The sequence below is a fragment of the Serratia sp. 121840015-1 genome (assembly GCF_053627655.1).
This window is the reverse complement of sequence record NZ_JBSEYF010000002.1, coordinates 1-19,161: the sequence shown is the minus strand read 5'-3', so window position 1 is coordinate 19,161 and position 19,161 is coordinate 1. Positions and strand designations below refer to the sequence as shown.

Annotated in this window: 9 protein-coding genes and 2 rRNA genes; 5 read left to right on the top strand and 6 right to left on the bottom strand. The window is 61.1% G+C overall.

Annotated features, from left to right (window positions below; translation table 11 throughout):
* Positions 1-19 precede the first annotated feature (19 nt).
* Positions 20-2,929, bottom strand: a complete 2,910-nt coding sequence (locus tag ACUXAC_RS13445; protein WP_454266717.1) for a condensation domain-containing protein — start codon at positions 2,927-2,929, stop codon at positions 20-22.
* A 78-nt stretch (positions 2,930-3,007) separates the two neighbouring features.
* Positions 3,008-5,101, bottom strand: coding sequence for a TonB-dependent receptor (locus ACUXAC_RS13440; RefSeq protein ID WP_025304960.1), 2,094 nt, complete (start codon positions 5,099-5,101; stop codon positions 3,008-3,010).
* A 534-nt stretch (positions 5,102-5,635) separates the two neighbouring features.
* Here ACUXAC_RS13440 and ACUXAC_RS13435 point away from each other — a divergent pair.
* Together ACUXAC_RS13435 and ACUXAC_RS13430 are read left to right on the top strand one after the other, a co-directional pair.
* The gene (locus ACUXAC_RS13435) at positions 5,636-7,246 is read left to right on the top strand and encodes a condensation domain-containing protein (RefSeq protein ID WP_197786212.1); all 1,611 of its coding nucleotides are present in this window, start codon (positions 5,636-5,638) and stop codon (positions 7,244-7,246) included.
* Between the two features lie 64 nt (positions 7,247-7,310).
* Entirely contained in the window at positions 7,311-10,406 is a 3,096-nt protein-coding gene (locus tag ACUXAC_RS13430; protein WP_454266716.1) for an amino acid adenylation domain-containing protein, read from the top strand.
* 42 nt (positions 10,407-10,448) lie between these two features.
* Here the strand turns inward: ACUXAC_RS13430 and ACUXAC_RS13425 are convergent, their stop codons facing one another.
* Together ACUXAC_RS13425 and gltP are read right to left on the bottom strand one after the other, a co-directional pair.
* The gene (locus tag ACUXAC_RS13425) at positions 10,449-11,792 is read right to left on the bottom strand and encodes a condensation domain-containing protein (protein WP_102985592.1); all 1,344 of its coding nucleotides are present in this window, start codon (positions 11,790-11,792) and stop codon (positions 10,449-10,451) included.
* Between the two features lie 274 nt (positions 11,793-12,066).
* Entirely contained in the window at positions 12,067-13,383 is a 1,317-nt protein-coding gene (gene gltP, locus ACUXAC_RS13420) for a glutamate/aspartate:proton symporter GltP (RefSeq protein WP_015376334.1), read from the bottom strand.
* A 900-nt stretch (positions 13,384-14,283) separates the two neighbouring features.
* Here gltP and acs point away from each other — a divergent pair.
* From acs to actP, 3 genes are all read left to right on the top strand, one after another.
* On the top strand, positions 14,284-16,242 hold the full coding sequence (acs, locus tag ACUXAC_RS13415) for an acetate--CoA ligase (protein ID WP_454266715.1): 1,959 nt from the start codon (positions 14,284-14,286) through the stop codon (positions 16,240-16,242).
* Between the two features lie 91 nt (positions 16,243-16,333).
* Positions 16,334-16,645 (top strand): DUF485 domain-containing protein, encoded by a 312-nt coding sequence (locus ACUXAC_RS13410; protein ID WP_004930047.1) that lies wholly within the window; start codon positions 16,334-16,336, stop codon positions 16,643-16,645.
* Positions 16,642-18,303: a cation/acetate symporter ActP gene (gene actP, locus ACUXAC_RS13405; protein ID WP_060425186.1), complete on the top strand. Its 1,662-nt coding sequence runs from the start codon at positions 16,642-16,644 to the stop codon at positions 18,301-18,303. Before ACUXAC_RS13410 ends, actP begins: the two co-directional genes overlap by 4 nt.
* Before the next feature lie 431 nt (positions 18,304-18,734).
* Here actP and rrf read toward each other — a convergent pair.
* Both rrf and ACUXAC_RS13395 read right to left on the bottom strand, forming a co-directional pair.
* A 5S ribosomal RNA gene (rrf, locus tag ACUXAC_RS13400) occupies positions 18,735-18,850 on the bottom strand.
* 106 nt (positions 18,851-18,956) lie between these two features.
* Positions 18,957-19,161, bottom strand: a 23S ribosomal RNA gene (locus ACUXAC_RS13395); the annotation flags it as partial.

Below are 19,161 nucleotides of genomic sequence, written 5' to 3'. Positions count from 1 at the left end.
CGGTTAGAGTGAAACAACGTCATGCCTGCGGCCCGGGCGGCAGCGCCGCCAGAGCGATATCGCCAGCGATGTGCTGCGCAAACTGGGTAAAGACGTGCTGAACGCCGTCGGCGATCAGATTGGCCTGCTCCCGGCTGTAGTGGTCCTGGCGGTAGGTCATCATCACCCGCAGGGATTTCTTCCCGGCCAAATCGTCTTCCATCACCTCAAACTGCAGGCCGAGCAGCGATTCGGCTTTCTCCGGCTCCACCTGACGGTAGGCGATCGCACTGCCGTCCTGCAGCCGGAACTCGCCGTTCAGCTTGATGCGGCTGTGGATCTGGATGAACACTTCGAACATGTGGTTCTTGCGGTCGGCGTCCACGCCGAACAGCCCTTCCTCCACCAGATCGATCGGAATATCGGTGTACGGCAGCGAGCCGTTGATGGTGTTTTTCACCTGGCTGACCAACCCGGCCACCGTCAGCCCCTCATCGAAGCGCACGCGGTGCACCACTACGGTGGTGAAGTAGCCGACGGTATCGAAGAACTCGGCGTCGTTACGGCCGGAGGTCGAGGTGCCCACCAGCAGATCCGCTGGGCCGCCGAGCAGGCGCAGCGCCGAGGTAATCCCGGCATACACCACGTTGAACAGCGACGCGTTGTTGCGGCGGGCGAGCTGATACAGGCCTTCCGCCACGGCAGGATCGACCTCGAACTCCAGCCAGCCGCCGTTGACGTCCGCCGGTGCCGGCACCGCCGGGTGGGTGGGCGCTTCTTGCCGGAAGATCGGCTGGCCGACCGGCGCGCCGCGCAGCGCATCGAGCCAGTAGTCCAAATGTTGCTGCTGCACCCCCGAGGCCCGCTGTTGCCGGGCGAAGGTGTGGAACTGCGGCGGCTGCCCGCTCCACTGCGGCGCCTGGCCGACGACGCGATGGCGATAGGCGACGCCCAGCTCGTCCATCATCAGGTTGAGCGACCATTCATCCAGCACCACATGGTGGAACAGCAGCGACAGCAGCTGTTGGCCGTTGTCCGCATCGCGCAGCAGCGTGACGCGCAGCGGCAGCTCGGCGGCCAGATCGAACCGGTGCTGGCCTGCGTCGGCCAACAGGGCGGCGGCATTACCCGCCGGCGTCTCGTGGGAGAAGCGGAACCACGAGTAGTCCGCGAGTTCGGCAGCCGGCACCACCACCTGCACCACCTCGCCCTGCTGCTCGACGAAGCGTGAACGCAGCACGGTATGGCGAGTCATGACGTCGATAAACGCCTGACGCAGCGCCGTTTCATCCACCGCATCGAAGAAGCGCAGAGAGAACGGCAGGTTGAAAATCTCGTCATGGCCGAAGGCTTCATACACCTTCCACAGCGATTCCTGCGCCAGCGACAGCGGCGCCTGCGCGCGATCATGATCGTCGGCGGTGGCCACCGCGGCATTCGGCTGCGCGACGTTCAGGCGTTTGGCGTAGCCCGCCAACCCGCGCGCCGTCGGATGGCTGAACAGATCGTTAATGTTGATTTCGATCTGATGCAGGCTGAGCAAACGGCCGATCACCCGGGTGGCGACCAGCGAATGGCCGCCGCGATCGAAGAAGTCTTCATCCAGGGTCATTTCCGGCGCCACCAGCGCCTCACGGAACTCCTGCAAAATCAGCGGTGCAACGCTTTCGTCCGCGTCGCCGTTCGTCGCCGGCGCGGCCATCGACGGGGAAGCGGCCTCAGCCGCCGGCAAGGCGACGGCAATCCGCTGCCCGGCCAGGAACGCGCTGAACTGCTCCAGCAGGAAAGGCGCCACATGGGGAGACAGGCGCGGGTCGGTGACCAGCTCCAGCGTCAGCGTTTCTGCCTCCGGCAACCCCAGCAGCAGCGCCAGTTCAAACGGCGTATGCAGCGGCGGCAGCAACAGGCGTTCGGCGTGAACGCCTTCCAGCCGCCACTCTGCGGCCAGATCGTCGCGCCAGGCCACCAGCAGCTGCGCCCGTTGCGAGTCCGGCTGTTCAGCCACGGCCTGCGCCAGCAGCTGCTGCCCGACGTCGCCCTCGCCATGCTGCACGGTCAGGCGCATCAGCGGCGCCGCCGTCAGGCCAAGCTCCAGGCCGACGAACTCCGCCGTTTCTGCGGCCGGCACGCACAGCTGCACCGCTTGGCCGCCGGCCTGCGCGGCGACGAACTCGGCAAACCGTGCCGCCACCGCCGCCAGCAAGGCCCGCGGCGTGTCGTTGGCGGGCAACAGCGAGCGATCAATGCGCGTGACCACGCGCGAGCCCACCGGCGGCAACGCTTCAGCGCGCTGCGCCGGGCTGCGGTAATCCTGCAGCGAGACGGCCTGGCGCACCCACGGCAGCTGCGGCTCCGGGGTTTCCGCCAGCTCGACCGGCGCCACCGCGAAAGGCAGAGGCATCACATCCCCGTTATAACGGGCGGACAGCATCGCCGGCAGGTGGCGCCACGGCAGCGTTTCCGCCAGGATGTCATGCAAGACCACGCCCAAAATCACGTCATCGCCCGGCATGAGCAACAGCAGGCAGCGCAGCGGCGCTTCGTTTTCCAGTTCAAACGGCACCGCCTGCGCCTGCAGCAGGCAACCCATGGCGTGTTGTTCGTCCGCCACCTGACGAAGGCTCACCGGCAACGGCGCCGAGCCGGCGGGGCGTTTCACCAGACCGTTTTCGTCATCAAAAACGTAGCGCACGTCCACGCCAGGCGTTTCCCGCACCAGCGCCTGCAGCGCCGCCGTCAGCCGGGCGATATCCACGTCCCCCGTCAGGCGCCAGGCCAGCGCCCGCTGCCCGCGTGCGTCACCCTGCTGCAGATGGGCGAACCACGCCCGCTCTTCGGCTTCGCTTACCGGCCGTTCGCCGTCCGCCGACGCCGCACCCAGCGCCTGAAACGCGCTCTCCAGCCGCTGGGCCTCTTCATCGCTCAGAATGCTGTCAAAATCACCGATCACTGCGTTATCTCCTTTGCCCGGCCGTGCCGGGATAGCGCATAAAAAAGGGGACATTCGTCCCCCGTCATCGCGATAGCGTTAGAAATTCAGCTCAACTGCTGCGCCGACCAGACGGCCTCGCTGAAGAGTCGCCGTGTAGATGTCGTTGCTTCTGACCATCTCGCGGCGGTCTGAATCAAACAGGTTTTTCGCATACAGCGTGGCGCGACCGTAGTCGAAGGTGTAAGCCAGCTGGGCGTTGGCCGTCCAATAGGAGCCGATGCGCCCGCGCGAATCGTTGTCGTATTGCGAATAGTAGGAGTCGGTAAACGCCACGTTGCTGCTCAGCTCCCACCCTTTCAGGAACTGATATTTAGCACCCATGTTGGCGGTGTAAGCCGGTGCGCGCGCCAGCTCATGCCCTTCCACGCCGCTGCCCGAGAACTTCTTGATGTCGGTTTTCAGCAGGCCGAGGTTGCCGAACAGCTCGAAGTCCCAGCGCGGCTGCCAGGTGGCGCCGATTTCCGCGCCGTAGGTTTCCACCTTGTCGGCGTTGCGGATCACGCTGGAGTTCTCACCCAACGAATAAGGCAGCTGCATATCCTTGTAATCGTTGTAGAAGATGTTACCCGTCAGCACCACGTTGGCGTCTTTCAGGTGATGGCGGGTATACAGCTCGTAGTTCCACACATACTCGGAACCGTAGGTATAGCTGACCACCGGCGTACCGATCGTGATGCCACCACCGCCGGCGTTATAGCCGCGGGCGATCTTGGCACCGTAGGTTTGGGTATCCGTCGGTTTCCAGGCCACGTCCAGCTTCGGCAGGAACACGGTGTAGGTTTCGTCGAAGTCGATGCGCACCGCCTGGCTGCCGCCGTCGCGGCGACGGTGTTCGCGTTCCAGACGGCTGGCGGCGGTCACGTCCACCTGCGGCGTCAGCGCATAGGTCAGCTCGGCGAACGCCGAATGGGTATCGGTTTTATCTTTGAAGGTCGATCCGCCGAAGATGTTGACGAACTCATCCTGCGTGCCGTGGAAATAACGCAGCCCTGCCAGCCCGTGCAGGCGGCTGTCCGCGCCGCCGAAGCGCACCACCGGTTCTACGTGAACTTCCTGGCCGTCGATCTCGGCGTATTGGATGTTGTAAGCGGTCGGCCGATTGATATTGAAATCGGTATAGATAACGCGGTTTTCAAACGTCAGCGCATCGGAGGCCTCCCAGGCCAGATCCCAGATGGTGCTGTTCATGTTGCTTTTGAACACGGCGCGGCGCGGATCGTGACGCGGATTGGTCGGGTGCGGCTGCGGGTTGAGGCTTTCGTTCTGTGGCGCGGTGCTGCCGAAGTGGTTAAAGGTCAGCTTGGTGGTCAGATCGCGCAGGCCGGCCGGGTTGAACAACAGCTTGGCGCGGGCAGTGGTGGCTTCCACTTCGCGCGGGTCGCCCACTGGCGCATAGGCCGGCAGATCGGCTTCGCTGCGGCGGCGCTGGCGATCGACGCTGACGCGGAACGCCAGCTGATCTTCCACCAGCGGGCCAGATGCCATGGCGGCCAGCTGTGAAGAGTGCTGGTTGCCGGCCCCGCCCTTGAAGGCGCTTTCCCATTCGAAGGTCGGATCTTTACTGGCCATAACGATGGCGCCGGCGATGGCGTTACGCCCCTGAATGTAGCTTTGCGGGCCGAGGAACACTTCGACGCGATCCAGATCCCACAGCGACTGCGGGCCGAATGCCTGTTCGTTATAGGTCAGCGAACGGCCGTCCAACGACAGATTGAGGCGCGGGCGGGTGCCGCTGAGGAAGGCGTTGGCGCCGACGTTCGGGCCGGAGCCGTCGATGCCGCGCACGGTCGGCAGTTCGTTGCCGATGCCCAGATCCACCACGTTGGGGGTCATGCGCAGCAGATCGGGGATCTGCACTGCGTCGGGCATCGAGGCGATGCGGTTGCTGTCGAACACCTGCACGCTGGAACCGGTGTCGAAAATGGAACGTTTGATCTTCTCACCGGTGACCAGCAGCGTTTCCGCGTCCTGGTAGGTTTCGTTGCTCTTGGTTTCCGCCGCGTTGACGTTACCGATCGCCAGTGAACATACCCCTAAAAATACGGAGGAAAACGCCCCAATGGCTTTCAACCCCGCTTTTTCCCCGTTTCCTACGCTTTCATGCCGTTGAGCCGCAAAATGCTTGCCCATAGATGTCTTCTCCTTTCATCCCAGAGGTGCACAAAATTTGATTTTTTTTACACAACCTACATCGACACTCACACAGACCATGACGCTCCGGCCTTCCCGACCTTTGTGTTGCTTATCCCTGCGACAAACCCATGCCTTGCGCGGCCGAACGGGCGCGGCCCCGTCCACGGCCAAGCCGCCGGCGGAGCGGCCGGCGGCTTGTATAAAAACGTAAAATAATGTTAAGAATGATAATATTTTGCATTTTCTAATGCAAATCATTATCAACAAAGGTGTGAGGAAAGCCGCGATAACAGACAGAAAACCTTATACTTTCGCAGGTAAAACAGGCGCTGCAATAACAAGCAATCATTACAATGCTAAGAATAATATAGATAAATTATTCACACCCAACGATACGCCCGTCCGCCCTCGCTAAAACCCCTTATAGATAGCACCCTCGCGTCAAATGGATTAAATAATAATAATTTTCATTCCTATTAACATTTGGATATATTCTTGCAGTCTCGTTGGCTGAATCAAAATGGATACCCGATGAAAGCTTTGACCACGATGCAGGCCGCCTATTGGGTAGGCCGACAGTCCGCTCCTCCCCTCGGCGGCATGGCCGCCCACCTGTATGCGGAATTCGACGGCGGCGAGCTGGATCTCGCCCGACTGCGCCAGGCCGTCGATGCGCTGTACCTGCGTCATCCGCTGTTACGCCTGCGCATTACCGATGATGGCCGGCAGACGATCGCGCCTCCCGGCCCCCGGCACACCTTGCATCTCGACGACTGGCGGCACGCCGATACAGCGACGCTGGCAGCCGCGCTCGCCGCCAAACGCCAGGCAAAAAGTACCCAGCTGCTGCCGCTGGAACAGGGCGTGCCCTGCGATATCAGCCTGAGCCTGTTGCCGGAAGGGCGCAGCCGCCTGCATGTCGATCTCGATATGATCGCCGGCGATGCCATGAGCTTTCGCCTGTTGATGGAAGATCTGACGGCGTTTTATCACCAGTGCCCACCGGTACCCTCCCATGACGCGCCGCCGGCCTACTTCGATCACCTCGCACAACGTGACGCCGACGAGGCGCTGCGCCAGCGGCGCGAACGCGGCCAGCGTTGGTGGCGTGAGCGTCTGGCGCAGGTGCCACCAGCGCCGCGCCTGCTGCGCACGCCGGACCGCTGCCGCAGCGATCGCCTGGCCATACAGCTGGACGCAGAGGAAAGCCGCGCGCTGGAGAACGTCGCCAAACGGCACCACACCTCGCTCTCGACGCTGTTTCTCGCACTGTTCGCCCTGGCCGTCGGCCAGGGGTGGAACATGACGCGCTTTCGGCTCAACGTGCCGCTGTTCCACCGCGAGAGCGAACGGGAGGACGCGCATCGCCTCATCGGCGATTTCTCTAACCTGGTGCTGCTCGGCGTGGAGCTGAACCCGACGGAAAACCTGAGCGCCTTCTGCCGGCGCCTGATGACCCAGCTGGCGGAGCTGATCGAGCATGCGGATTACCCCGGCGTGAGCGTGATGCGCGATCTGTCGCGCCTGCACGGCAGCCTGCAGCCTTCGCCGGTGGTGTTTACCGCCGGTTTCGGCATCCGCGGCAAGACGCTGTTTTCCGAACGGGTCACCGACACCTTCGGCCGTCTCGGCTGGGTCATCTCTCAGGGGCCGCAGGTGGCGCTGGATGCGCAGGTCGCCCACGTCGACGACGGCATTCTGATCAACTGGGACGTGCGGCTCGACGCGTTCCCCGAGCAGGTGCTGCCACGCCTGCTGGCCTGTTACCGGGCGCTGCTGCACCTGGCCGCGCGGCAAACGGCGGCGTTCGATCGCCCGCTGTCGCACCTGCTGGCGCAATGCACGCCCGACGCGCTGGCGCAGCAGGCGCCGGTGCGCCAGGTGCTGCATCGGCTGCTGGCGCGGGTGGCCCCCGAGGCCGGCTTGCGCGACCACGACGATATCCACCGCTTGGCCTTGCCGGATGCCGGGGTGAACGCGCTGCTGACGGTGCTCAACAAGTATCTGGCGGCGGGGCTGACGGCGCAGGATCTGGCGGCGCATTCCTCCCCTGCGGCGCTGGCGGCATTGATCTGCCAACGCTCGCCCGAGGCAGGAAGGCATGCGAAAACGCTGCTCGCCGCGCTGGCGCCGCAGCACTGAGATCGGTTTCCGGGCGCGCGGCGCCCGGCTCGTTTTAATCGGTTAGCGACTATAGGGAAGTACCATGGAGACAGCTTTAACCGCACTGCAGCAGGCCTATCTTCTGGGCCGCAGCGATCGATGGCCGCTCGGCGGCGTGGCGATGCACGACTTTCGCGAATACCGCGCCCGGCAGCTGGACGTACCGCGCCTTGAAGCGCGCCTGACCGAGCTGGTACAGCATTACCCGGCGTTGCGCACCTGCATCAATGTGCAGCGCGGCACGCAGCACGTACGCCCGGAGGTGACGCTGCATCTGGATCGCCACGATTTGCGCGCCCTTGATGGCGAAGCGGCGCAGCGCCAGATCGAACAGCTGCGCGCGCGTTACTCCCACCAGCGCCACGATCCGAGCCAACCGCTGTGGCGCATCGCCGTGCTCCAACTTGCCGAACAGCAGGATCCGACGGGATCGTCGTACGATACGCTGATCTTCACCAGCTTCGATGCGTTGATCCTCGACGGCCAGGGGATCTCCACCGTGATCGCGCGCCTGTTTGACGATCGCCCTCTGGCGCCGACCGCCGCTGCGCTGCCGCCCCCTGCTGCACCTGCGGCGCAGCGCCAGGCCGATGCCGCCTACTGGCGCGACAAGCTGCAGGATGTCACCACCCCGTCAGCGTTACCGTGGCGCGCCCCGCTCGCCAATCTCACCTCGTCGCGCTATCGCCGCGCCACCCTGACGCTGCCGCGCGATACGATAAAACAGCTCGGCCGCCTGGGATCGCCACATGCGCTGCTGCGTAACAGCCTGCTGTCGGCGCTGATCCTCGATACGCTGGCCCACTGGACCACTGACGGCGAGCTGTGCGTCGGCGTGCCGGTGGCATTCCCCGCCGCCGACGGTGCACTGGGCAACGCCTCCAGCTTCGTAGCGGTACGCTATTCGCGCCACGGCGAAGATTTTATCCAGCGCGCACAAGCCTTGCAGGACGACGTGCTCGGCGCGCTCGACCACCTGACGTTTTCCGGCGTCGATCTGGCGCGGCAGTTGCTCGGCCAAAGCCAGGGCGGCCCGGCGCTGCCGGTGATCCTGACCAACTGCCTGGGCTGGGAGACGCTGCCGGCCGAGGCGCCGGTGCGCTTCCACGACGGCCTGACCCAAACGCCGCAGGTCGCCATCGACATTCGCCTGACGCTGGACAGCGAAAAAAACCTGCAGCTGTGCGTGGACTACGCCGAGCAGGCGCTGCACGGTGAACAGGTAGAAGCCATGCTGGCGGCATTGCAGCGACGCATCCTGCACAGCTGCCAACGGGCCGACCTGGCGATCGCGCCGCGGGACTTCATCGATCTGGCGCATTATCGCCACAACGACAGCGAAGCGAATTACGCACCTTATCCTTATCTGGCACAGCTGGCCGAGCGGCTGTTCGGCGCGCAAGGCGGCGGCAACGCGCTGATCTGCGGCGAACAGACGCTGACCTACCGCGAGCTGGGCCAGCGGATCGCCACGGCGATCGCCAATCTGCATAGCCGCGGCGTGCAGCCGGGCAACGTGGTCGCGCTGTATCTGCCGCGCAGCCCGGAACAGATCATCTTCAGCCTCGCCTGCGCCCTGCAGGGCGTGATCTGGGTGCCTGTCGATATCAACTCGCCGCCGGAACGCACCGCCTATCTGCTGGAGAACTGCCGACCGACGCTGGTGGTGCACGGCGGCGATCTGGAGACGCCCATTGGCGTGACGCCGGCGACCCTGCTGGCGCCGACGGATCACGCGCCTGCGCTGCCGGATGAGCAGACGCTGGTTGAACGCAGCGCCAGCCAGGCCGCGAGCTACTACCTGTATACCTCCGGTACCACCGGTAAGCCCAAATGCGTGGTGCTCAACAACCGCGCCACCGCCAACGTCGTCCACCAGACCCAGCAGCGCTGGGCGGTCACCGCCGACGACGTCTTCATTTCCGTCACGCCGCCGCACCATGACATGTCGATGTTCGATCTGTTCGGTTCGCTGTGCGCCGGCGCTACGCTGGTGCTACCGGCGCCGCATCAGGAAAAGGACGCCATCAGCTGGAACCAGCTGGTAGAAAAGCATCGGGTCACCCTGTGGTGTTCGGTACCCGCGATTCTGGAGATGTTGCTCACCTGCAAAACGGCCGACAGCCTGCGTTCGCTGCGCCTGGTGGCGCAAGGCGGCGACTACATCAAGCCGGCGACGGTACAAACCCTGCGTACCCTGCGCCCGGATCTCGCGCTGTTCTCGCTCGGCGGACCGACCGAAACCACCATCTGGAGCATCTGGCACCCGATCGCCCCGCAGGAGAACGGCACCGTGCCTTACGGCCGCCCGCTGCCGGCCAACCGCTACTTCATCTGCCATGACGACGGCAGCCACTGCCCGGCCGGCGTGGTCGGCCGCATCCATACCGCCGGGATCAACCTGGCGTTGGGCTACCTGGAGCAGGGGGAGCTGAAGCAGCACGATTTCGTTACCCTCGAAGGGCCGGATGGGCAACCGCTGCGCGCTTTTCGCACCGGCGATCAAGGCTACTACCGGGCGGACGGCAACATTATGTTCGCCACCCGGGTGAACGGCTATGTGAAGATCCGCGGCGTGCGCGTCTCGTTGCCGGAAATCGAAGACGTGCTGCGCCGCCATCCGGCGATCCAGGACATGGTGGTGGTGGATTACCCCAGCGGAGAGAACAACGAGGCGGCGCTCGGTGCCCTGTATCTGACCCGCGACGGCAAACCGCTGCCGCTGTCCGAGATCCGCGCCTTCGCCACCGGCTATCTGCCCTGTACCCATATTCCGACACGCTTTATCCATGCCGAGGCGCTGCCGCTGTCCGCCAACGGCAAAACCGACCGCCATCGCATCCGTGCCGACCTGAGCCACCAGCAAACCGCGCCGGCGCTGAACGCCTGTGCGGCCCCGCCGCCGAACGCGCCTTTGGCGCGCAGCGCAGAGATCCTGACCATTTACTGGCAGGCGATCGGCGTGGCACCGCGCCCGGAATGGGGAGAAGAGACGGCATTTATCGCCATGGGGCTGAAGCTGCCGCATATCAAACAGGTGGCGGAACGCCTCAATGACGCTTTCGGTACCCGGCTGGTGAGCAGTTCGCTCCTGCCGTGCAAGAACGCGCGCGAAGTGGCGGCGTTGTTGGCCAACTGAAACCACACCACTCGGGCGGGGACATCCCCCGCCCGCATTTTATCAGGCGGGCAACGCCGTCAGGGCCGCCAGCGGCTGCTCCCAGGCTTCCCGCTGCAGCGCGCGCAACAGGAATTCCTGCAGCGCCTCGCCATAGTCCAGCGCATCCTCCGTCGGGAACTGCTCCAGATAAATATCGATATCCACCTGCAGATCGCGGGCGTCGGTGCGGCCGCGATAAGTCAGGTTAAAACCGTCGCCCGAGCCGCCGGCCAATACGCGGCGGGTGCCGCTACAGCCGACAAAACGAGGCGCATCGAAGGGTTGTACGTTGATGAAGGGGGAAATAAAGAAGCGCGAGTCAGGATCCACACCGCGATCGGCGGCCAGTTGGCGCAGGCGGTAGCCGGCGTGGCTGCGCAGCTCGCGCAGCTGCTGCGTCAGAGTGGTGAGAAAGCCCCCCAGCGTCTCCGCTTGCGGCGGTGACACCAGCAGCGGCAGGGTGTTGACCGCCAACGAAGGCACGTTGGTGGCGGCCTGCCCGCGGCGATTCATCGCTGGCATCCACATCGGCAACGCCTCGCCCTGCCGGGTGTCGCGGGGCATCACCTGAAATAGCCAGGCCGCCGACAGCGCCACCAGCAAGTCGGGCCAATTGATGCCGCTGCGCTCCGCCAGCTGCGCCAGTCGTTGCGATACCGCCGCCGGCAGCCGGTGGTGGGTGCTCAGACGCCGCACGCCATAGGCCTCACCGCCCTTGCGCACCGTCGGCAGCGCCTGCGACGGCGGCAGATAGCTCTGCCAAAAGCGCCGATCGCGCTCGCATCGCTCAGAACCCGCGTAGGCCAGCTCAGCCTGTTGAAAGGCGTCGAAGGCGCCCAGAGGCATGCCCGCGCTACCTTCACCCAGATAGTGTGCATACAACGCGGCGCAGCGGTGTTCAATTAGCGCCATACCGAAACCATCAACCAGAATATGGTGCGCACGTACGTACCAGAGGTAGCGCTCCGGCCCCAGCTTGATCAGCCAGGCGGCGGCTAACGGCTCGCAGTGCAGCGCCCGGCGCTGCGCGATATCTTCGCGCATCAGGTTTTGCGCCGCCTGCCAGGGATCGCCGTGCGTTTGCAGATCGATGCGTTGCAATGGCGGTATACGCTGTGGATCGTGCCGTAACGGCGGAGGAGAGTCGCCATGCCGCTCGCCAAAGCGCAGGGCAAACGCCTGCGTCTCGGCGAGGGTGGCGGCGATCGCCCGGCAGAGCGTCTCTTCCTCTACCGCGCCGCACAGTTCGGTGCAGTGTGCGACGGTGGACAGGGTCTGCCCGGGGTGCAAGGTGTGTTCTTCCCAGAAATCAAGCTGCGCTGGCGCCAGCGGCAACCATTCAGAGGCCAAAGCGGTGTCCGACATGTTACCTACCTTTGATAAGCCCGAATAAAGACGCCGAACGGGCGTAACCCGCCGTTCAACGGCTTTTGCGTGTCTCCATACATCATCAAATGAAAATGATAATAACATCTATTATCATTTCTATTAATTTGGTAACACTTTAGATTCTGTTAAGCGGGGATGCAAGTCGCGCAGTGGGGACGGAGAAAAGAAAGTGGCGGAGAGAAGACGGCTAAAAACAAAACGCCCCGGCACAGCTGCCCGGGGCGTTTTTAACATCAGAGCTGCTCGATGATTAGGCCTGATTGGCTGGCTTCACCTTCTGCGCCAGAAACTCCGTTTCGTAGGCCAGCGCCTTCTTGCGATCGAACTGGTGTTCCCACTTGGCGATCACCAGCACCGCCAGTGCGTTACCCACGACGTTCAGCGCGGTGCGCGCCATATCCAGGATACGGTCCACGCCGGCGATGAACGCCAGGCCTTCCAACGGAATGCCGACGCTGCCCAGCGTGGCCAGCAGCACCACGAACGAGACGCCCGGCACGCCGGCGATCCCTTTCGAGGTGACCATCAGCGTCAGCACCAGCACGATCTCCTGCCCCAACGACAGCTCGATGCCGTACAGCTGGGCGATAAAGATAGCGGCAATGCTCTGGTACAGCGTCGAGCCATCCAGGTTAAAGGAGTAGCCGGTCGGCACCACGAAGCTGGTGATCGACTTGGGCGCGCCGTAGGCCTCCATCTTTTCGATGATGCGCGGCAGCACCGTTTCCGAGCTGGCGGTGGAATAAGCCAGGATCAGTTCGTCTTTCAGGATACGGATCAACGTCCAGATGCGCAGGTTGCACAGCCGGGCGACAGCCCCCAGCACCACCAGGGCGAAGAACGCGATGGCGAAGTACACCAGCACCACCAGCTTGGCCAGCGGCAGCAGCGAGGCGAAACCGAAGTTGGCTACCGTGACCGCAATCAGGCCAAACACCCCGATCGGCGCATAGCGCATGATCATGTGGGTGACTTTGAACATGCTCTCGGACACCGCCTTGAACACCTTCAGCAGCGGCTCTTTGGTCTCTTTCGGCAACGACGACAGCCCCAGACCGAACAGCACCGAGAAGAAGATAATCGGCAGCATGTCGCCCTTGGCCATCGACGAGAAGACGTTCGACGGGATCAGCGACAGAATGGTCGCCACCAGACTGTGCGAACCGCTTTGCACCTGTTCGGTGGTTTTCTCATACTGCGAAATGTCCACCGTGGTCAGCGTCGACATATCGATGCCGTGGCCGGGTTGGAATACGTTGGCCAGCGTCAACCCCACCACGATGGCAACGGTGGTGATCACTTCGAAGTAAATAATGGTTTTCAATCCGATGCGGCCCAGCTTTTTCGCATCGCCCACGCCGGCAATACCGACGATCAGCGTGGAAATAACGATCGGTACCACAATCATCTTGATCAGGCGAATAAAGATATCACCCGCCGGGCTGAGAATATTGCTGACCAGCCACTCACGAGATTCTGTCTGGTTGTGCAATACCGCGCCAACAATAATACCCAGCACCAACGCGATCAGGATTTGCCAAGCCAGGCTAATTTTTACACTTTTCATACCCAAAAAGTCCTCAAAGACTCTTTTCGCCGTACAAAGTCGCAACACGGAGAAAAGAATACTTAATCATTTATTACAGGCTTATGTTAATTCAGTGGAAGCGTTCACCTGCCCTGGGTGCGACGCAGTATAAATCTGTATCATCCGGGCGGCATGCTCTGCAAGCCTTGATTTGTCAGGGTTGAGCGCTGAATCGAATAACAAAAATTTCGCGTTACTATTTCAAATGGCATAATTACTTGTTATTAAAAACATAATTTCTCATGCAATGAAGCACATAACCGCGCCGACGACGTTTTTTTGAACGCCATTAAAATGCGTTATTTTTCGCCCATTCTGCATATTTAATCCGCATCAAATGTTTATATTTTGTTACGTAAAAGTCAAATAAATGAGAATTGACCGAGTGACATTTTCGACCATAAATGCAGCACCGCTTTATATTTAGCTTAAAAATCGAGCGATGGCGCAGAGTGAATCCCCTAGGATATCACCCGACCTTTCATCAGGAATTAAAGGTTAATAAAACGTTATTTCACGGCGTGCCGTCCATCGTTATATCGCGTTAATATCAACTTCGAATATTAATAGCGAAAAATAATCCAAAAAGATTTATAGCGTGAAATAACGCAGGCCTTTCCCACGCGATTAATCACGAGGCAAACAGTCTCGTCTTTTTTTATTCTTTTTTGTTCTTTAGATAAGTGTTTTTGGCTAAAAACGCGGGTTTATGATGAATTAAACGCCAAAGAGATAGATACGTCCTGCAAATGCGACAGAACTATTACAAATCAATATCTTTGTTGCGTGATCTGCCGCGCAAAAAAGAAACAAAGAATCGTAGCAAACTATACTTAACCTTCAGTTGACATATCATTAACAACTTCAAGGAGAAAAGCTATGAGCCAACTGCATAAACACGCTATTCCTTCTGCAATTGCAGAGCGCGCCCTGATTAATCCGGCACAATACCAACAGTATTATCAACAGTCGGTTCAAGACCCAGAGGCTTTCTGGGGTGAGCATGGCAAAATCCTGGACTGGATCAAACCCTATACCAAAGTTAAAAACACGTCGTTCGATCCCGGCCACGTCAGCATTCGTTGGTTTGAAGACGGCACGCTGAACCTGTCTGCCAACTGTCTGGACCGCCATCTGGCTGAGCGCGGCGACCAGACCGCCATTATCTGGGAAGGCGATGACCCGACCCAATCCAAGAACGTGACTTACAAACAGCTGCACCATGACGTCTGCCAGTTCGCCAACGTGCTGAAAAAGCTCGGCGTGAAAAAAGGCGACGTGGTGGCTATCTATATGCCGATGGTGCCGGAAGCGGCGGTCGCGATGCTGGCCTGTGCGCGCATCGGCGCCGTACATTCGGTGATCTTCGGCGGCTTCTCGCCGGAAGCGGTCGCCGGACGCATTATCGACTCCAACGCCAAACTGGTCATTACCGCCGATGAAGGCCTGCGCGCCGGCCGCGCCGTGCCGCTGAAAAAGAACGTCGACGATGCGCTGAAAAATCCCGGCGTGGTCAGCGTGGACAACGTGGTGGTATTCCAACGCACCGGCAAACCGGGTTACTGGCAGGAAGGGCGCGATCTGTGGTGGCATGAACTGACCCAGGGCGTCTCCGCCGACTGCCCACCGGAAGAAGTGAACGCCGAGGACCCGCTGTTTATCCTGTATACCTCCGGCTCGACCGGCAAGCCGAAAGGCGTGCTGCACACCACCGGCGGCTACCTGGTGTACGCTGCGATGACCTTTAAGTATGTGTTCGACTACCACGACGGCGACATTTATTGGTGCACCGCCGACGTGGGCTGGGTCACCGGCCACAGCTATCTGCTGTACGGCCCGCTGGCCTGCGGCGCCACCACGCTGATGTTCGAAGGCGTGCCTAACTATCCAGGCGTCAATCGCCTGTCGCATGTGATCGACAAACACCAGGTCAACATTCTGTATACCGCGCCGACCGCCATTCGCGCCCTGATGGCCGAAGGCGACAAGGCGATCGAGGGCACCCGACGCGATTCGCTGCGCATCATGGGCTCGGTCGGCGAGCCGATCAACCCGGAAGCATGGGAGTGGTATTACAACAAGATAGGCAACGCAAAGTGCCCGATCGTCGATACCTGGTGGCAAACCGAAACCGGCGGCTTCATGATTACCCCGCTGCCGGGCGCCACCGAGCTGAAGGCCGGTTCCGCCACGCGGCCTTTCTTCGGCGTACAGCCGGCGCTGGTCGATAACGTCGGCACACCGCAGGAAGGCGCCTGCGAAGGCAACCTGGTGATCGTCGACTCCTGGCCGGGCCAGGCGCGTACCCTGTTTGGCGATCATGACCGCTTCGAGCAAACCTACTTCTCGACCTTCAAAGGCATGTACTTCAGCGGTGACGGCGCCCGCCGCGACGAGGACGGTTACTACTGGATCACCGGCCGCGTCGACGACGTGCTGAACGTCTCCGGCCACCGTCTGGGCACCGCCGAGATCGAGTCTGCGCTGGTATCGCACCCGAAAATCGCCGAAGCGGCAGTGGTCGGCATTCCTCACAACATCAAAGGCCAGGCGATCTACGCCTACATCACGCTGAATCACGGCGAAGAACCGACGCCGGAGCTCTATACCGAAGTGCGCAACTGGGTGCGTAAAGAGATAGGGCCGATCGCCACGCCGGACGTGCTGCACTGGACAGATTCGCTGCCCAAAACGCGCTCCGGCAAGATCATGCGGCGTATCCTGCGCAAAATTGCCGCCGGCGACACCAGCAACCTGGGGGATACCTCCACGCTGGCGGATCCGGCCGTAGTCGACAAGCTGTTGGAAGAAAAACAATCAATGAAAGTGCCGTCATAATTTACGCCGCTTCAGGCCGCTCATTCGGATAACGCGCCGTTGAGCGGCCCTGGCGCGGCGTACTCTATCAATACCTACTGGAGACACTCTGATGAATGACACCATTTATCAAGGGATTGAAGAAAACCCGCGCTTTAAAGAGCTGGTGAGAAAACGCGGCCGGTTCGCCTGGCTGCTTTCGCTGATTACGCTGGCGCTGTACGTCGGCTTTATTCTGTTGATCGCCTTCGATCCGCAATGGCTCGGCACGCCGATCGCCGCCGGATCGACCATCACCCGCGGGATCCCGGTCGGCGTCGGGCTGATCGTGATCTCTTTCGTCTTGACCGGGATCTACGTGTTTCGCGCCAACGGCGAGTTCGATCGCCTCACCGCAGAAATCCTGCGTGAGGTGAAACAATGAAGCGTTTATGCTCCGCCCTTTCCGCCGCCGCGTTGCTGTTGCTGCCCGGTCTGGCCCATGCCGACGCCATCGGCGGCGAAGTGCATCGTCAGCCGCTGAACATCCAGGCGATCGTGATGTTTATCCTGTTTGTCGGCGCCACACTGTACATCACCTACTGGGCGTCCAAACGCACCCGTTCCCGCCAGGACTACTACACCGCGGGTGGACGCATCACCGGCCTGCAAAACGGCCTGGCGATCGCCGGCGACTTCATGTCCGCCGCTTCGTTCCTCGGCATTTCCGCCCTGGTTTACACCTCGGGTTATGATGGCCTGATCTATTCCATCGGCTTCCTCATCGGCTGGCCGATCATTCTGTTCCTGATCGCGGAGCGCCTGCGCAACCTCGGCCGCTATACCTTTGCCGATGTCGCCTCTTACCGTCTGCAGCAGAAACCGATCCGCACCCTGTCGGCCTGTGGCTCTTTGGTGGTGGTGGCGCTGTATCTGATCGCGCAGATGGTCGGTGCCGGCAAGCTGATCCAGCTGCTGTTCGGGCTCAACTACCACGTGGCGGTGATCCTGGTCGGTATCCTGATGGTGTTGTACGTGCTGTTCGGCGGCATGCTGGCCACCACCTGGGTGCAAATCATCAAGGCGGTGCTGCTGCTGGCCGGCGCCAGCTTTATGGCGCTGATGGTGATGAAGTCGGTCAACTTCGACTTCAACACCCTGTTCGCCGAAGCGGTGAAGGTGCATCCGAAAGGCATCGCCATCATGAGCCCCGGCGGCCTGGTCTCCGATCCGATTTCCGCGCTGTCGCTCGGCCTGGCGCTGATGTTCGGCACCGCCGGTTTGCCGCACATCCTGATGCGCTTCTTTACCGTGAGTGACGCCAAAGAAGCGCGCAAGAGCGTGTTCTACGCCACCGGTTTTATCGGTTACTTCTATATCCTGACCTTTATCATCGGCTTCGGCGCCATCTTGCTGGTCAGCGCCAATCCGGCGTTCAAAGACGCCACCGGCGCGCTGCTGGGCGGCACCAACATGGCGGCGGTGCACCTGGCCAATGCCGTTGGCGGCAACTTCTTCCTCGGCTTTATCTCGGCGGTGGCCTTCGCCACCATTCTGGCGGTCGTTGCAGGCCTGACGCTGGCCGGCGCCTCGGCCGTTTCCCACGATCTGTACGCCAGCGTGATGAAAAACGGCAAGGCGACCGAGCGCGATGAGCTGAAGGTCTCCAAGATCACCGTCGTGGTGCTCGGCCTGGTCGCTATCGCGCTGGGGATTTTGTTCGAGAAGCAGAACATCGCCTTTATGGTCGGATTGGCGTTCTCGATCGCCGCCAGCTGTAACTTCCCTATCATCATCCTGTCGATGTACTGGTCGCGTTTGACCACTCGCGGCGCAATGATTGGCGGCTGGCTGGGCCTGCTGACGGCGGTGATTCTGATGATCCTCGGCCCGACGATCTGGGTGCAGATCCTCGGCCATGAAAAGCCGATTTACCCGTATGAATATCCGGCGCTGTTCTCGATGATCGTGGCCTTTGTCGGTACCTGGCTATTCTCGATCACCGACGGCTCGCTGGCCGGGCAGCAGGAGCGGGAACGCTTCCGGGCTCAGTTTGTCCGTTCGCAAACCGGGCTGGGCATCTCTCAAGGCAGCTCGCATTAACCGAATAATAAGTGAAAAAAGCAAACACCCCCTAATCAAAGGCCCTTCGGGGCCTTTTCTCTGGCTGTTTATCGGAGAGAAGCAGGGAAAAGCAGCGCAGCGTAGCTGCGCTTTTTTGCGTTTTACGCATAGCAAAAAGCCCTGAACGTCAGTTCAGGGCTTTCGGCTTTATTTGATGCCTGGCAGTTTATGGCGGGCGTCCTGCCCGCCCCCCTTCGGGCCGTTGCTTCGCAACGTTCAAATCCGCTCCCGGCGGATTTGTCCTACACAATTCGTCTCATCCTGAGACTCTCCCCTCCGGGGCCGCCGCACGCGGCGTTAAGGCCCGTTCCCGACGGGCCTTTCGCATGCCCATGCTCGTGCAGAACGCCAGATAACAGACAAAACAAAAAGCCCCATGCTTTCGCATGAGGCTTGTTGTTTTATTTGATGCCTGGCAGTGTCCTACTCTCGCATGGGGAGACCCCACACTACCATCGGCGCTACGGCGTTTCACTTCTGAGTTCGGCATGGGGTCAGGTGGGACCACCGCGCTATTGCCGCCAGGCAAATTCTGTTTCATTCCAACCGCTTCACTCTCGTAAAGCCATCAGAACCAATCTGTAAACAAGCTGAATATTGTCTCGGTCTCACCAAAACACCTTCGGTGTTGTAAGGTTAAGCCTCACGGATCATTAGTACTGGTTAGCTCAATGCATCGCTGCACTTACACACCCAGCCTATCAACGTCTTAGTCTTAAACGTTCCTTCAGGGGCCTTGAAGGCCCAGGGAAGACTCATCTTGAGGCAAGTTTCGCGCTTAGATGCTTTCAGCGCTTATCTTTTCCGCACTTAGCTACCGGGCAATGCCATTGGCAT